Raw genomic sequence first — 15,868 nt, 5'->3', positions numbered from 1 at the left:
TCCGTGGCGTCGCGCTGGGCGGCCCGCTCGGCGTCTGTCGCGGTCACGAGGACTCTGTCGTGGTCACGAGGACGATGCTAAGCGGTCCGGGTGTCGCCCGCGCGCACCCTGGCGGCACCTGTGGACGACTGCTACTTCGCGCTGATGCGTGTGTACTTGTTCACGGCCCAGGGCACGAACACCACGAGCATCACGGCGATCCCGATCAGCACCGTCACGATCGGGTGCTGCATCGTCCAGATGTCCGGCACCGGGGCGGACCCGACGTTGCCGAACAGCTCGCGCGCCGCCTGCACCAGCGACGACACCGGGTTCCACTCGGCGAAGACCCGCAGCACCAGCGGCAGCGTGTCGCTCGGGACGAAGGCGTTCGAGATGAACGTCAGCGGGAACAGGATCATGAACGACGCGTTGTTGATCACCTCCGGCGTCTTCACGCTCATGCCGAGCAGCGCCATCACCCAGCTGAACGCGTAGCTGAACAGCAACAGCAGGGCGATGCCAGCCAGGAACTCGAGCGGCGACGAGTTGACCCGCCACCCGACGGCCAGTCCGGTGAGCATCATGATCGCCATCGAGATCGAGTTGAGCACGAGGTCGGAGTTGGTCCGGCCGACGAGGACCGCTGACGCCGACATCGGCAGCGTGCGGAACCGGTCGATCAGGCCTTCCTTCAGGTCCTGCGCCATCGCGGATCCGGAGAACGTGGCGCCGAACACGACGGTCTGCGCGAAGATGCCCGCCATCAGGAACTGCGTGTAATCGGTGCCCGCGACCGCGATCGCGCCGCCGTAGACCTGGCTGAAGAGCAGGACGAACATGATCGGCTGCAGCACCGCGAACACGAGCATGTCCGGTGACCGCTTGATCTTGATGAGGTTCCGCTTGGTGACGGTCCAGCCGTCCTCGAACCAGATCGCCAGGGGCGAGGTGACGACGACGGGCAGCTGCCGGCCCGGTGCGACGGTCGTGGCGGTCATCGGGCCGCCTCCTTCTGCTTGGTGGTGGCGGCTCCGTCGGTCTCGTCCTCGGTCGCGGCGTGGCCGGTGAGCCGCAGGAACACGTCGTCCAGGGTTGGTCGGCGCATGCCGGCGTCGTGGAGCTCGACACCCGCGTCACCCAGGTCGGCGAGCACCCGCTGCAGGGCGGTGGGCCCGGCCTCGACCGCGATGGCGTGGGTCCGGCCGTCACCGGACACCTCGACGTCACCGACGCCGTAGCGCCGCAGGACGGTCGTCGCGGCGTCGCCGTCGGTCTCGTGCACCAGGGTCACGACGACCCGGTGGCCGCCGACCTGTGCCTTGAGGTGGTCGGCGGTGCCCTCGGCGATGACCCGGCCGTCGTCGATGACCGCGATGTCATCGGCGAGCCGGTCGGCCTCTTCCAGGTACTGGGTGGTGAGCAGGACGGTCGCGCCCTCGGCCACCAGGCTCTCGATGATGCCCCAGAGCGCGAGCCGGCTGCGCGGGTCGAGGCCCGTGGTCGGTTCGTCGAGGAAGAGCACGCGCGGGTTCATCACGAGCGCGCCGGCGAGGTCGATCCGGCGTCGCATGCCGCCGGAGAAGCCCTTCACTGGGCGGTCGCCGGCCTCGGCCAGGTCGAACACCTCGATGAGCTCACGGGCGCGATCACGCGAGGTCTTCCGGCCCAGGTGGTAGAGCCGTCCGATCATCTCGAGGTTCTCGAACCCGGTCAGGTTCTCGTCGACCGCGGCGTACTGCCCGGACACCCCGATGGACCGCCGGGTGGCCTGCGGATCGGCGATCACGTCGATGCCGTCGATCGTGGCCGTCCCCTCGTCCGGGGTGATGAGGGTGGTCAGCACCTTCACGGTCGTGGTCTTGCCCGAGCCGTTCGGGCCGAGCAGCGCCTTCACGGTGCCCTGCGGGACGGACAGGTCGAGTCCGGCCAGCGCGTGCACCGGCCCGGACTTCGACTTGTAGGTCTTGGTCAGCCCGGAGGCTTCGATGATGGCCATGTCGCTCCTTCGTCGGACGCGGTGGGTACCCGGGTCCGGTGGAGCGACGGACGTCACTCAGACGTCGAAGTCACCACCACCGAAGTCGCTGAAGCCACCGCCGAAGTCGGATCCGCTGTCGCCCCAGCCCGCACTCTCGACCCCGCCGCCATCGGACGCGCCACCGTCGGCCGCACCGCCGTCACCGGAATCGCTCCCAGTGTCCTCCGAACCGCCGTCACCCGCAGCGTCTGTACCGCCATCGAACGATCCGGGGTCCGGCAGGAAGGCGCTCATGATCGCCGATCCGATGACGTAGCCGGCCAAGGTGCCGAGGATCGAGGCGCCGATCATGCTGCCGAACGACGGACCGCCGCGCTGGCCACCACCACCGCCGAAGCCGCCGCGACCGCCACCGACGCCACCGAGCGACCGCTCCATGAAGCCGGGCTGGCGGATCTCGGAGCGGGTCGCCGACTGTGCGAGCGAGCGCGGGTCGTCGCCACGAGGGGCCTCGCCGGGAGGCGCCGTGCGGGTGAACTCGTCGTAGACCATGCGGCGCTGCTCGTCGGTCAGCTTCGCGAACGCCTCGGCGTGCACCTCTTCGATGCGCTCCGGCGGGGCCGTGCGGAGCAGGTAGCGGTACCGCTCGACTGCGCGCTCGTCGTCGGTCGTCGCGGCGGGTCCGGAGGACGCGGACCCGGAGGACGCCGGCACCGGCACGGGCTGCTGGTACGACTGCTGGCCGTACTGGTAGCCCTGCTGCTGCGGCCGCTGCGGCTGCCCCCACTGGTTCTGCTGCGCGTCGTACTGCTGCACGCCATCGGTGCGGTCGCGGTCCGGACGTCCGAGCAGGCGGTCGAGGAATCCCATGGTCGATGCTCCTTCGAGGGCACGGTCGATCCGGTCGGACCAGCCGTGGACTGTCACCCTAGGGAGCCACGTCGGCCGCTGACTGAACGCCCGCTCAGAGTCAGCCGAGCGCCGTCGCGCCCGCGCCGACCCCGCCTCGCGCCTCCAGTCCGCACCGTGCGCACCTGCACAACCCGTGCCGGGTTGGCAGCACCGTGCGCGCCCACAGCGCCGCACCCAGCGGACAACGCCGCACCAGATCGCAGACCACGCACCGTGCGCGGCCGCGCCAGCGTCCCGCCGCCACTCACCCCGCGCCGAGCGCCGCCGTCCACACCGCGTGCAGCTCGTCGGCCGCGCCGGGGTGCGCCACGAGGAACGGCTCGCCCACCGGCGGGAAGCCCTCGACCGGACCGGAACGGGTCAGCACGACCCCGCCCGCCTCGTGCACGAGCAACACGGCTGCCCCGTGGTCGACCGGGTTGAACGCCGACACACACCCGCCGATCCCTCGTCCGGCCGCGACCTGCGCGATGGTCAACGTGCCGGATCCCTGCACCCGCAGTGTGCACGACCGGTCGGCCAGGGCGTCGAGGAACGCACCGAACCCGGGCCACGGCCGGTGCCCGTCGAGCTCCGTGCCGACGACGGCACCGGCGAGCGGACGAGGAGTGTCGTCCAACCGGAGCGGACGGTCGCGCAGGGTGGCACCGCGTCCGCGCCGGGCCTCGAGGACCTCGCCCCGCCACGGGTCGGCGACGACCCCGACGAGCGGACGGCCACCGCGGGTCAGGCAGAGCGACATCGAGGTCCAGGGGACGCCGTTCGCCAGGTTCGTGGTGCCGTCGACGGGGTCCAGGTACCAGCGGTGCCGGTCGCCGGGGGCGTCGCCGTACTCCTCGCCGGTGAAGCCGTGCGTCGGGAACGCCATCCGGACGCGGGACCGGACGTGCTGTTCGACCAGACGGTCCACGTCGGTGACGAGGTCCGCGGGGTTCGCCTTCGTGTGCACCTCGCTGACGGGGTGCTCGCGGGTGAACGCGATGACCTCGTGCGCGATGCGGTGCGCCAGGGCCTGGGCGCGCGAGGCGACCTCGGTCTCGGTCGGTTCGCGGTCCCGTTCCGGCCAGCCGTCCCGCTCCGCCGACGACAGCGCGGCACCGATCGCGCCGACGTCGTTCGTGGTGATCGAGTCGACGCCGAGCCGTGCCGCCCACAGGGCCGGTTCGGCTTCGTCGACGGTCCAGACGGAGACCCGCAGCCCGAGCGCGTGTGCGGCATCGATGGTGCGCGGGGTGAGGAACGCGATGTCGAGGTTCAGGGTCGACGGGGTCAGTTCCTCGAGGTCCGCCGGCGTGGGCGGGTCGAGCGACTCCCACGCGAGCCACACGTCGGCGTCAGGCAGCACCGAGCGGACCGCGAGCATCGCTGCCGGCGCCCCGCACCAGGCGACCGTGGTGGACGCGGTGGACCCCGCAACGGTCCGGGCCGCGACGAGCGCGTCGGCCGCGTCCGTCAGGTCCACGAGCAACACCGAGCGGCAGCCGTCGAGCCGTTCGAGCGCGGCGTCGAGTCGCGGGATCCGGTCGAGGCCGTTGCCGAGCCGGGCGACGTCGCACCAGTCGACGTCGGCCACCCGCCGGGCGTCGCCCCACATCCGGCCGAGCGTCTCGTCGTGCAGCAGCACGGCGACCCCGTCGGCCGTGCGACGCACGTCGACCTCGATCGCCTCGGCGCCGAGCGCCTCGGCGACCGCGATGGCGGGCAGGGTGTTCTCGCGCCGGACGCGCGGCGCACCGCGGTGGGCGACGAGACGTGGCGGACGCACGCCGGGCCTCCCGGTCGGGCTGGTGGTGACCACGTGGTCGGCGGGCGCCGACACCGGGGCGCTCATCGGGTGCTCTCGAGCAGCGCACCGTCACGGTAGACCAGCACCTCGCCGAGGCGGACCCCGGTCTCGGTGCCGACCGTCGGGGGCGCTCCGGTGACGAACGCGCGCAGCTCGGCGCCGTCGGCGGCCAGCACCACCTCGGCGAAGTGCCCGCGCATCAGCACGCGGGCGACGGTCGCGCGGAGCGGCGCGTCGGCGGCGAGCACGACCTGCTCGGGACGGATGAGCACCGTGTCCGCCACGGTCGGGCTGACCGATGTGCCGGCCAGGAACCGACCGGTGACGGGGCTCGTCGACCCGATGAACGACGCGACGAACCCGGTGGCGGGGCGGGCGTACAGCTCGGTCGGTGTCGCGATCTGCTCGATGCGGCCGTCGTGCATGACCGCGATCCGGTCGGAGACACTGAGCGCCTCGTCCTGGTCGTGCGTCACGATCACGGTCGTGATCCCGAGGCGCTGCTGGATGCGCCGGATATCGTCGCGGACGCTCACGCGGAGCTTCGCGTCGAGGTTGGACAGCGGTTCGTCGAGGAGCAGCACGTCGGGCTCCTGCACGATCGCCCGGGCCAGGGCGACACGCTGCTGCTCACCGCCCGAGATCGCGGTCGGCTTGGAGCCGGCGTGGTGCGTGAGCCCGACGAGTTCGAGCGCGTCCCGCACCCGCTCGGCGACCCGCTGCTTCGGCACACGCCGGGTCCGCAGCGGGAAGGCCACGTTCTGCGTCACGGTCATGTGCGGCCACAACGCGTAGTTCTGGAACACCATCGCGCTCGGCCGACGCTCCGGGCCGAGCGACGTGACGTCGCGGTCCCCCATCGTCACGACGCCGCCGTCGGCCGGCAGGAACCCCGCCACCATCCGGAGCGTGGTCGTCTTGCCGCACCCGGACGGGCCGAGCAGCGAGACGAGCTCGCCCTTCGCGACGTCGAGGTCGATGCCCGCGACGACGTCGCGTCCGCCGAGCGTCTTGCGCAGTCCGCGGATGGTGAGTCCGCCGGCGCGGGCAGAGTCGGTCGTACTGCCGTCGGCCGGGAGGCCCGTGGTGCGTTCCGCGACGAGGGTTGCGTCCGTCATCTGGTCGCCTTTCGTGCTGGTGGTGGTCATCGGATCTGGAAGCCGTCCGCCAGGCGGCCGCCCATGATGTGCTTCCGGGCGAGCAGCAGCAGGACCACGGACGGGATGCTCAACGCGATCGCGAAGACCGCGGAGACCTGGCGCGGGGAGTTGAGGACGAGTGAGTACATCGCCGTCGGCATGGTCATGTAGGTGGGGGCGCCGACCAGGTAGGTGCCCTGTGCCTCGTCGAACGAGGCGAGGAACGACATCACCATGGCGACGAGGATCCCCGGCCACGCGATCGGGAACGTGACGCGCCAGAAGGTCCGCCAGCGGCTCGCACCGGCGTCGCGTGCTGCTTCCTCGAGGGACCGGGGCACGGCCGAGAACGCGGCGGCGGGCAGCCAGGTCATGAAGACCACGCAGCCGAGCACGTGCACGATGAGGATGCCCGTGACCGTGTTCATGAGGTTCAGCGCGGTGAACATCGCCGACATCGTGACGAAGAGCCCCATCTTCGGGAACGCGTTCGTGGCGAACAACCCGACCAGGACGAGGCGCCGTCCGGGGAACTCGATGCGGCTGATCGCCCACGCGGCCGGCAGGCAGACGACCGCGGCGACGAGGACGGTCAGGGGCGCGAGGACGAGCGAGTTCTGGACGGCGACCGCCAGGCTCCGGTCCTCGAACACGGTCCCCCACCACTGCAGCGTCCAGCCGTCGGGCAGCAGGTTCGGGTACGTCCACGTCGTGGCGAACGCCCGCGCTGCCAGCCAGCCGAGCGGGCCGAGGACGAACACGGCCAGCACGATGGCGGTCGCCCACACGAGGGCGTTCCCGGTGAGTCGCTTGATCACTGCTGCTCCTGCTTCTGACGCTGCTTCTGCAGCTCGCCCGCGTTCGCCCGGACCGTCGAGCGGAGGTAGAACACGCTCGCGGCCGCGGCGAAGGCGAACACGATGAACGCCATCGCTGTCGACTGCTGCGGACGGTTGTAGGCCTGGAAGTACTTCGAGATGTCGACGCCGAGCATCGTCGGGGCGTTCGGACCGGTGAAGTACGGCACCGTGAACGACCCGAGCACCCCGATCACCGTGAACGTCGTCGCGATGACGAGCGGGGTCTTCGCCATCGGCAGGAGCACCTGCCAGACGACGCGCCACGTGCTCGCGCCGGCGTCCTTCGCGGCCTCGACGAGGGCGTCCGGGGTGCCCTGCAGCGCCCCGGCGATCATGAGCACCGCGAACGGCAGGCTCGTCCACACGCTGCCGAACACCACGGCGACCAGGGTGTAGCCCCACACCGGTACGTCCAGTCCGAACTGGGCACCGAGGCTGCGGAGGAAGCCCTGCGCGTCGGTGAAGGTCAGGATCGACCAGCTCGCGATGACGACGGGCACGAACAGTGGGACGACCGCCAGGACGCTGAGGGTCTTGCCGAGGAAACCGCCGCGGAGCCGGAGGATCACGGCCACGGCCACGGCCAGCGCCACGGTCAGGCCGGTCGACAGCGCGGTGACCCCGAGCGTCGCCACGAGGTCGCGCAGGAACGTGGCGTTGCCGAGCAGTGTGGCGTACACGTCGAGGGAGAACCCGCGCACCGTGTCGCCGCCGATGTCCGCGAGCGCCTGGTTCAGGCCGCCGGTGAACCCGAGGCTGAACAGGGCGGCGTTCACGACGGGGACGCCGACGAACAGGACCACGACGAGCACGGGCGCTGCGACGAGGGCGAGGCCCTGCCAGCGCCGGCGGCGGTCGAGCCGCTCCTGGACCGAGCGCCGACCTGCGGCGTCCGCCGTGCCGTGGACGTGCGGCGGGACGGGCGGGAGGCCCCTGGCGGAGTCGCCACGGGCCTCCCGGTCGATCGCCGGGCCGTCCTGGACGGTCTGGGTCACTGCGGGACCTTCGCGTCCCACGCCGCGTTCATGTCGGCGGCGAAGTCGCTCTGGAACCCGAGGCGGAGCTGCGAGGGGTTCGCGTCCGCGAACTGCTCGGCGACCGACGCCGGCAGGCTGTCGAGCGGGATCACCGGGTAGCCGGAGACGGCACTCGCGACGAGCTGCTGCCCCTTGGAGCTCAGGACGAAGTTCGCGAGCTGCTCGGCAGCGGCCTTCTTGGCCTTCGGCTCGGTCTTCGGGATGCCGAGGAAGCTCGCGCTGCCGGTGAACGACGGGTCGGTGATCTGGATCGCCTTGACGGTCTTCGGGATGATGCCGGTCTTCTGCGAGGTGATGAACTGGTCGCTCCACACCGGGGCCATCGCGATCTGCCCGCTGCCGAGCAGTTGCACGACCTGGTCGTTGCCGTTCGGGTAGACGCCCTTCTGGTACGTCGACGGGCCGAGGCCCTTGAGGGTCTGGAAGCCCTTGTCCCACTTCGACTCGAGCGACTTGTCGTACGTCGTCTGCATCGTCTTCTGCTCGTCGGCGGTCAGGTACTTCGCGAGCACCGTGGCCACGAACGAACCGCCGGAGCCGCCGGACGACGGGGAGTTGTACGCGAACTGACCCGGGTTGGCCTCGATCCAGGCGAGCAGGTCATCGAGGGTCTTCGGCGGGTTCGTCACCTTCGTCGAGTCGTAGGCGAGCAGGACGCTCGAGGCGCGGTATGGGATGGCGCTGTCGCCACCCTGCTGCTTCGTGGCCTCGGGGACGTCCTTCAGGTCGGGGATCGCGCTGTCGCTGACCGTGCTGAGCAGCCCGGCCTTGCCCGCGGTGGAGACGAAGCCGGCGTCGACGAGGTCGTACGCGACGGACTTGCCGGCCTTGACCGCGGTGGCGAGGTTCGCCTGGGTCTGCGCGTCGTGCTCACCGTGCAGGTCGATGCTGGTGGTGACGTGGATCTTCGGGTTGGCCTTCTCGAAGGCGGGGATGAGCGACTTGTCCCAGAGGTCCTGGACGTTCGTGTCGCCGCTGATGAACACCGTGAGGTTCGTGGTGCCACCGCTGGTGTCTGCGGCGTTCGAGGCGTTGGCGCTCTGGACGCAGCCGGACAGTGCGACGGTCGCGGCCGCTGCGATGGCGAGGCCGGCGAGGACTCGTGTCTTCACGTGGGTTCTCCCTGTTCCGTGGGGGGGTGCTGGGGATGGGGTGGTGCGGTGGTGCGGTGGTGCGGGCCGTTGTGGGAACGTTCCCGCACTGGGGTCGAGTGTGGCGCTGCCGGGTGAACTCCGGGTGCCGCTGGCGTCGCCGCCGAGTGAACTCCGGGTGCGGGGCGCGGTGGTGGCGCGGCTCGGGCGCTCTGGTGCGAGGTTCCGTACTCCGTGCCTGTCGCGCGGCCCCGCACCGAAGACGGAACCTCGCACCGTTCGCGCCGGCCCTCGCACCGTGCGAGGTCACCGCGACATCGGCACCCGCGCGTTCCGGAGCTTCGCGCGGAAGGCGGCCTCGTCCCAGACGTCCTTCCAGCCGTACCGGATCACACCGCGCACCTCAGGGAACGACCGCAACCGGTCCTCGCGGTGCTTCTCCGCGATGACGACGTCCTCCGCCGACCGCCCTCCGCGCAGTCGCGGATCGCGGTACTTCACCTCACCGTCGAACTCGATCACCACGCCCTGGTCCGGCAGCCAGAAGTCCACGACGATGTCCGGCTCGCCGAACGTGGTGAAGCGTCGTTGCAGCACCGGGGTGGGTGCGCCGTACTCGTCCAGACGGACCCGGACCAGGGACTCCCCGACCGAGTCGGCGGCGGCGTCCGCGAAACCGACGGACCGCACGGCACGGCGCCGGCCCTTCCGCCCCCGCCGCGCGACCCCGTCCAGAACGGCGTCGCGGTCAGCACCGAGGGCGAGGAGTCGGTCGAGGGCGACCACCGCTTCGGTCATCGGCAACGTCATGGCGAGGTCCACAGCGGTCCGGTCGAAGCCCGTCACGGTCAGGTCGTCCGCGCGGAACCGCCACGTCCTCGCCATCGACGGGTCGAAGTCGGCGTGCACGATGAACGTCGCGTTTGTCGTCCGCGCATCACGCCCGGGTCTGATCAGGTGGACTCGCTCCGGCCAACGGCCCACATGCGGCACGCCGATGACCGCCGCCGCCGACAGGTGCGACACCACGAAGCGTGGTCGGATCCGGTCGACGAGTGATCGCACGAGCACGTGGTGCCGCTGCTCGGGGCGGAGGCGCTCGCCCCGCACGGTGCGAGGACCGCGAGATCGAACTGTGGACAGCCGCGTCTGTCCACAGCCGCAAGGGGATGCATCAACAGCTGCGAGAATGAGCGGGTGAACGCACGCACCTGGGGTTGGCTCGCAGCCGTCATCGACGTCGTCCTCATCGTCGTCTTCGCCCTCATCGGACGCTCGTCGCACGGTGAGGCCAACACGGGTCTGGCGCTCTGGACCACCGCGTACCCGTTCCTGGCGGGCTGGGCGATCGGGTACGTCACGAGCGGAGCTTGGGCTCGGCCGCTGCGCTTCTGGCCGACCGGCGTCGTGGTCTGGGTCCTCACGGTCTTCGTCGGTCTGGCGATCCGCGTCGCCACCGGCCAGGGCGATGTCGACGGCAACCCGCTGCCGATCTCGTTCGTCATCGTCGCGACGATCGTGCTCGGGGTGTTCCTGCTCGGGTGGCGCGCGATCGCCCGCGGTGTGCTCCGGTTCACGGCGTCGCGGTCCGGACGGGACGCCGCAGCGTCCGACGCGTGAACGGCAGCAGCGTGAACGGCAGCCGTGTCGACGGCAACCGGGGGTCGCAGCCGACGATCCTCGACGTCGCCGCACGAGCAGGCGTCTCGAAGTCGGCGGTCAGCCGTGTCCTATCGGGCACCGGACGGTTCTCGGACGAGACTCGCGAGCGCGTCGAACGGGCGGCAACCGAGCTCGGCTACGTCGCCAACGCGATGGCCCGCGGGCTGGTCAGCGGTCGGACGAACACGATCGGGATGCTCGTCCGCGACGCGTCGTCCATGGTCTACACGGCACTGCACGCCGTGATGGAGCGCCGCGCTTCGGAGCTCGGCTACCGCGTCGTCACCACCACGGGCGTCGGTCGGGTCGAGGACGAGAAGTCCGCCCTCGCAGCACTCGTCTCGATGCGCGTCGACGGCCTGGTCGTCTGCAGCGGCCTGATGCCGTCCGCCGACATCGCCGAGTTCGCTCCACGCATCGCCACCGTCGTCGCCGGTCGGCCCGAGCTGCACCCGGCGCTCTCGAGCGTCTACTGCGACGAGACCGACGGTGGCGCCGCCATCGCGGACGCGGTCGCCGACGCCGGCCACACCACCGCGGTGGTCCTCACCGTCCCGCTCGACAACGCGATCACACAGCACGCGCGATCGTCGGCGATGGTGGAGCGGCTCCGGGCGCGTGGCGTCCGGGTCATCGACATCGACGCGAGCTTCGTGCGGCCGCCCGACGACCTCGCCGCGGACCTGGTGGACGCCGTGCGCGAGTCGGACGTGACCGCGGTGATGTGCCCGACCGACCGGCTCATGCTCGACGTCTGCGAAGCGCTCGCCCGTCGCGGTGTCGATGTCCCTCGCGACCTCTCCGTCACCGGGTTCGACGGTGTGTACCCGCTGGCGAGCGAGTGGATCGGCTTCACGACGCTCGAGCAACCGATCGAGCGCATCGGCCGCGAGGCGATCGACCTGGTCATCGGCCGCATCGACGACCCCGCGCGCCCGGTCGAGCACCGTTCGTTGCGCGGCACCGTGATCCCCGGCCGCACATTGCTCCGCCGCTGATCGAGCGCGCGCACCTCGCACCGTGCGAGGGGCACGCGAACGGTGCGAGGTTCCGTACTTGGTGCGACACGACGAAGGTCGCACCGAGTACGGAACCTCGCACCAGACGCGCAGCGCCCGCGCACCAGACGCGCATCGCCCGCACCTCAGAACAAGCCTGAGCGCGGCCCCTCGTCGGGGCCGTCGAACCCGCGGAACATGTCGGACACGAGCGCCTCGATCTGCGGCTCGACCAGGCGCTCGCCGGCCTCCGCGATGCGGGGCCGGTGGTCGATGAGCGCCAGGCAGACCGCGGTACCGGTCGACCGGGCGCACTCGTCGGACAGCTCGATCTCGTGCCGGAGCGCCGCCTTCGCCTCGTCCGACAGGGGCTCGCGTGGAGTCTGCTCCCCCGCGCCCGTCCCCGCGAGCTCCCCGAGCGTGAACAGGAACGGCGAACCCGGCGACGGCTCGGGATCGACGTCGAGGCCCTGGAACTCGGGCGACAACCCCTCAGCCGGCTGGTACCCGGCGTGCCGCTTCCGCGCCGCGGCCCGCTCGAGTTCGCGTTGCAGCAGCGGCAGGTTCTTGGCCGTGTAGTCGTCGACGGCGTCCTCGACGATGGTCGAGATCCGGCCGATCAACGCGTGCTGGACGGCGTGCGGGACGTCCTGCCCGAAGCCCGCGGCACTCGCGATCGGGGATCCGGTGCACTTCCGGCAGATGCGGGTGCGCGGCCGGGCGGTGCCGATCTGCCAGCGCGGCAACCAGCGCAGCCACACGTCGACCGCGCTGCGCACGCGTCCGTCGATGCCGTCCATGTCCCAACAGTAGGCCTGGAGGGACGGATCACCCCCGGCGCACGGGGCCGGTTGCGGAATCGGCCGGGTTCTCAGGCCTTCGGTTCCGTCACGAAGTCGATGAGCTCCTCGACACGGCCGAGCAGCTGCGGCTCGAGGTCGGCGAAGGTCCGCACCTGTCCGAGGATCCGCTGCCACGCACGGGCGATGTCGGCCTGCTCGGCGTTCGGCCACCCGAGCGCCTGGCAGATCCCCTTCTTCCACTCGATCGACCGCGGGATCGTCGGCCAGGCCTGCAGTCCGACGCGTGCGGGCTTGACGGACTGCCAGACGTCGACGAACGGGTGCCCGACGACGAGCACGTGCGCGCCCCACTTGCCGCGCATCACGGCGTCGGCGAAGCGGGACTCCTTCGACCCGGGCACCAGGTGGTCGACGAGCACGCCGACACGTCGGTCGCGCGTCGGCTGGAACTCGTCGAGGACGTCGGCCAGGTTGTCGACGCCGGAGAGCTCCTCGACGACGACGCCCTCGACGCGCAGGTCGGTTCCCCAGACCTTCTCGACGAGCTCGGCGTCGTGCTTGCCCTCGACCATGATGCGGGAGAGCAGGGCCACCCGGGCACGCTGCGACTCCACCGCGAACGATCCGGACGCGGTGCGGAGGCGACCGCCGTCGGACGCCTGCCGCACGGCGGGCGCTGCCCCGGGCCTCCAGTCCGTGTGAACGGAACCCAGCGAACCGGGTGAGCCGACAGCGGCCGCAGCAGACCGGCCGACCGGCGCCTGCGGGCGGCCCAGCGTGACGAGCTCGCCCTCGAGCAGGAACTGCCCGGTGAAGGGGAACGATCGGGTGCGGCCCTTCCAGTCCTCGAGCGCGATGTTGCCCGCCTCGAGTCCGACGACGGCACCCGCCCACCCGGAGTCCGGGTCCTCGAGCACCATGTCGCGTTCGAGCGGCACCTGCCGCACCTTCTTCACCCCGCGGGAGCGCCAGTCTCCCGAGAGCACGTCCCCGCCGTACCGGTCGTCGTCCACCCGCACGAGGGTACTGTCGACGTCGGCCCGGACGACGTCGACCGCGCCGACACCCACCATCTCGACGGAAGGCCTCCCGTGCGCGCAGCCATCATCCACGCCCCGAACGACATCCGCGTCGAGGAGCGCGACCGTCCCTCGCTCCTCACCCCGAAGGACGTCGTCGTCAAGGTCGTCGCCGCGTGCGTGTGCGGCTCGGACCTGTGGCCCTACCGCGGCGTCACGAAGACGAAGGAGCCGCACGGGATCGGCCACGAGCTCGTCGGCGAGGTCATCGCCGTCGGTGACGACGTGACCGACCTGCACGAGGGCGACTTCGTCATCTCCCCCTTCACCATGAACGACGGCACCTGCCAGGCCTGCCGCCACGGCATGACCACGGGCTGCGACCACCTGTCCGGCTTCGGCGGGAACGACGCGTACGGCGACCCGGTCGGCGGCGCCCAGGCCGAGTACGTGCGGATCCCGGATGCGTCGGCGACCCTCGTCGCCGTCCCCGGCCCGGTCGACCCGGCGCTCGTGCCGTCGCTGCTCACCTTGTCGGACGTCTTCTCGACCGGGCACCACGCCGCGGTCTCGGCGGCGGTCGGCCCGGGCAAGACCGTCGTCGTGGTCGGCGACGGCGCGGTCGGCCTGTCCGCGGTCCTGGCCTCGAAGCGGCTCGGCGCCGAGCGCATCATCGCCATGAGCCGGCACGCCGACCGCCAGGCGCTGGCGCGCGAGTTCGGCGCGACGGACATCGTGGCGGAACGTGGCGCCGACGGTGTCGCGGCGATCCGCGCGCTGCTCGACGGCGACCTGGCCGACTGCGCGGTGGAGGCCGTCGGCACCGAGGAGAGCATGGACCAGGCGCTGCACTCGGTGCGCCCCGGTGGCAACCTCGGCTTCGTCGGGGTCCCGCACGGCGTGCCGACGATCGGTACCCGCTACCTCTTCGACACGAACATCGCCGTCGCGGGCGGCATGGCGCCGGCGCGGAAGTACATCCCGGAGTTGCTGCCCGACGTGCTGTCCGGCGCGATCGAGCCGGGGCGTGTGTTCGACCTGGAGCTGCCGCTCGACGAGGCCGCCGAGGCCTACCGGGCGATGGACGAGCGCCGGGCGATCAAGGTGCTGCTGCGGCCGTAAGCGCGGCACGCTGGGCCGGGAGGCGCGTGGCGGGGCCACCCCGCGCCTCCCGGCCCGCGATGCGTGCGTCCCGGGCCGCGCTGCTGTGTCCAAGGTGGCTCGCGTTTCGTGCAGCACAACGCGTGTTTCGAATCGGTAAACAAACCTTTCAGTAAAGAAGGTTGTCCGTTACAGTCCTCGACATGACCACACGAGGACGCACCCCCGGCCAACCCGGTCTGCTGCGCGTCCTGAACGACCGCGCGGCGCTCGAGCTGCTGCTCGACGACGGCCCGCTCACCCGCAACGAGCTCGCGCAGCGCACCGGGCTGAGCAAGCCGACCGCCGCCGAGATCATCCGCCGCCTCGAGTCGGCTGCGCTCATCCGACCGGCCGGCACCGACACGCAGTCCGGGCGACGGGGCCCGAGCGCCGCCGTGTACGAAGCGATCACCGACCGTGACCTCGGCGTCGCGGTCGACGTCCAGCTCGTCGACGTCCGGTCGACCGTGGTGGACGCCGCCGGCCGCACCTTCCCCGTCGCCACGCACCGGATGTCCGAGGCCGAGGTGCGCTCGCCCGGTGCCGACATCGTCGCCGCCGCGATCTCCCGCGCGGCCGCCGCCGCCGGTGTCGACCCCGAACTCGTGACCGCCGTCGCGGTGGGGGTCCAGGCGAGCGTCGACCACGCCACGGACACCCTGATCTTCACCGACGGGCTGCCCGGCTGGCCCCGCGAACAGGTCGGCGCGACCCTCTCCGCCGACCTCGGGGTCCACGTCGTCATCGAGAACGACGCGAACCTCGCCGCCATCGCCGAACGCAACATGGGGGCCGGTCGCGCTCCCGGGTCGTTCGCGCTCTTCTGGATGGCAGAGGGCCTCGGCATGGCCCTCGACCTGCACGGCCACCTGCACACCGGGGCCTCCGGTGCGGCTGGTGAGATCGGCTACCTCAGCGTGCCCGCCGACGCACGCTCCATCGACCCGACGGCCACGATCGTCGCGGACCTCATCTCCGAGTCCGCGATCACCGCACTGGCCGCCGAGCACGGGATCACCGCACCGGACGGCACAGCTGCCGACTGGCGCCAGGTGCTCCCGCAACTGCCCGGCCTGCCCGAGCAGCACCCCTTCACCGTCGCCCTCGGCGAGCGCGTCGGGCACAACGTGCTCCCCGCCCTCGCCGTGGCCGATCCCGAGACGGTCGTCCTGCACGGCCCGACCGGGATCGCCGGTGGCCCAGCCCTGGCCGCCGCCGTGACCGCCTGGCTCCGGACACGCTCGCGCTGGTCCACCGCCGTGGTCGCGCCCGGCGTCCCCGACATCCCCGTCCTGCACGGTGCGCGGCACGTCCTCATCGACGTCGTCCGCACCGCGCTCGCGGACCGGCTCGAGCGCATCAGTGACGATGCCCCGGTGCCGGACCCCGTCGAGCGCCCCTGAACGTTCCACCCGCACCACTCGAGGCACCATCACCCAGCCCTGTCACAGGGCTCTT

At 71.5% G+C, this 15,868-nt stretch carries 15 protein-coding genes; 4 read left to right on the top strand and 11 right to left on the bottom strand.

All coding sequences use genetic code 11. From position 1 onward, the window contains the following. Positions 1-131: 131 nt before the first annotated feature. From ITJ59_RS05920 to ITJ59_RS05880, 9 genes are all read right to left on the bottom strand, one after another. The gene (locus tag ITJ59_RS05920; protein ID WP_194650181.1) at positions 132-980 is read right to left on the bottom strand and encodes an ABC transporter permease; all 849 of its coding nucleotides are present in this window, start codon (positions 978-980) and stop codon (positions 132-134) included. Further along, on the bottom strand, positions 977-1,978 hold the full coding sequence (locus ITJ59_RS05915) for an ATP-binding cassette domain-containing protein (RefSeq protein ID WP_194650180.1): 1,002 nt from the start codon (positions 1,976-1,978) through the stop codon (positions 977-979). Before ITJ59_RS05915 ends, ITJ59_RS05920 begins: the two co-directional genes overlap by 4 nt. Before the next feature lie 57 nt (positions 1,979-2,035). After that, positions 2,036-2,830 (bottom strand): hypothetical protein, encoded by a 795-nt coding sequence (locus ITJ59_RS05910; RefSeq protein WP_194650179.1) that lies wholly within the window; start codon positions 2,828-2,830, stop codon positions 2,036-2,038. A 286-nt stretch (positions 2,831-3,116) separates the two neighbouring features. Beyond that, positions 3,117-4,703, bottom strand: coding sequence for an inositol monophosphatase family protein (locus tag ITJ59_RS05905; protein ID WP_194650178.1), 1,587 nt, complete (start codon positions 4,701-4,703; stop codon positions 3,117-3,119). Continuing rightward, the gene (locus ITJ59_RS05900) at positions 4,700-5,776 is read right to left on the bottom strand and encodes an ABC transporter ATP-binding protein (protein ID WP_228511087.1); all 1,077 of its coding nucleotides are present in this window, start codon (positions 5,774-5,776) and stop codon (positions 4,700-4,702) included. The genes ITJ59_RS05905 and ITJ59_RS05900 overlap by 4 nt, the downstream gene beginning before the upstream one ends. Positions 5,777-5,802: 26 nt before the next feature. Continuing rightward, positions 5,803-6,615, bottom strand: a complete 813-nt coding sequence (locus ITJ59_RS05895) for an ABC transporter permease (protein ID WP_194650176.1) — start codon at positions 6,613-6,615, stop codon at positions 5,803-5,805. Next, positions 6,612-7,652, bottom strand: a complete 1,041-nt coding sequence (locus ITJ59_RS19565; protein ID WP_194650175.1) for an ABC transporter permease — start codon at positions 7,650-7,652, stop codon at positions 6,612-6,614. The genes ITJ59_RS05895 and ITJ59_RS19565 overlap by 4 nt, the downstream gene beginning before the upstream one ends. Then, positions 7,649-8,806, bottom strand: coding sequence for an extracellular solute-binding protein (locus ITJ59_RS05885; protein WP_194650174.1), 1,158 nt, complete (start codon positions 8,804-8,806; stop codon positions 7,649-7,651). Before ITJ59_RS05885 ends, ITJ59_RS19565 begins: the two co-directional genes overlap by 4 nt. Positions 8,807-9,091: 285 nt before the next feature. Then, entirely contained in the window at positions 9,092-9,895 is an 804-nt protein-coding gene (locus tag ITJ59_RS05880) for a hypothetical protein (protein ID WP_194650418.1), read from the bottom strand. An 87-nt stretch (positions 9,896-9,982) separates the two neighbouring features. Here ITJ59_RS05880 and ITJ59_RS05875 point away from each other — a divergent pair, with 87 nt between their 5' ends. Beyond that, positions 9,983-10,405: a DUF3054 domain-containing protein gene (locus tag ITJ59_RS05875; protein WP_323749417.1), complete on the top strand. Its 423-nt coding sequence runs from the start codon at positions 9,983-9,985 to the stop codon at positions 10,403-10,405. After that, on the top strand, positions 10,402-11,445 hold the full coding sequence (locus ITJ59_RS05870) for a LacI family DNA-binding transcriptional regulator (protein ID WP_323749416.1): 1,044 nt from the start codon (positions 10,402-10,404) through the stop codon (positions 11,443-11,445). The genes ITJ59_RS05875 and ITJ59_RS05870 overlap by 4 nt, the downstream gene beginning before the upstream one ends. A 146-nt stretch (positions 11,446-11,591) precedes the next feature. On the opposite strand, the gene ITJ59_RS05865 is transcribed toward ITJ59_RS05870, so the two are convergent. Then, positions 11,592-12,245: a spermidine/putrescine ABC transporter substrate-binding protein gene (locus ITJ59_RS05865; RefSeq protein ID WP_194650173.1), complete on the bottom strand. Its 654-nt coding sequence runs from the start codon at positions 12,243-12,245 to the stop codon at positions 11,592-11,594. 71 nt (positions 12,246-12,316) lie between these two features. Next, positions 12,317-13,261 carry a DUF3097 domain-containing protein gene (locus tag ITJ59_RS05860; protein WP_194650172.1) on the bottom strand — a complete coding sequence of 315 codons (945 nt, stop codon included), beginning with the start codon at positions 13,259-13,261 and terminating at the stop codon, positions 12,317-12,319. Positions 13,262-13,339: 78 nt separating this feature from the next. Between ITJ59_RS05860 and ITJ59_RS05855 the strand changes: the two genes are divergently transcribed. Then, a complete protein-coding gene (locus ITJ59_RS05855) occupies positions 13,340-14,389 on the top strand; it encodes a zinc-binding dehydrogenase (protein WP_194650171.1) in 1,050 nt (349 codons plus the stop codon). 182 nt (positions 14,390-14,571) lie between these two features. Then, positions 14,572-15,813, top strand: coding sequence for an ROK family transcriptional regulator (locus ITJ59_RS05850; protein WP_194650170.1), 1,242 nt, complete (start codon positions 14,572-14,574; stop codon positions 15,811-15,813). Positions 15,814-15,868 lie beyond the last annotated feature (55 nt).

The sequence above is a fragment of the Curtobacterium sp. VKM Ac-1393 genome (genome assembly GCF_015350995.1).
Classification (GTDB): Bacteria; Actinomycetota; Actinomycetes; order Actinomycetales; family Microbacteriaceae; genus Curtobacterium.
Note: the sequence above shows the minus strand (reverse complement) of the source record. Positions and strands in the feature narration are given on the sequence as shown.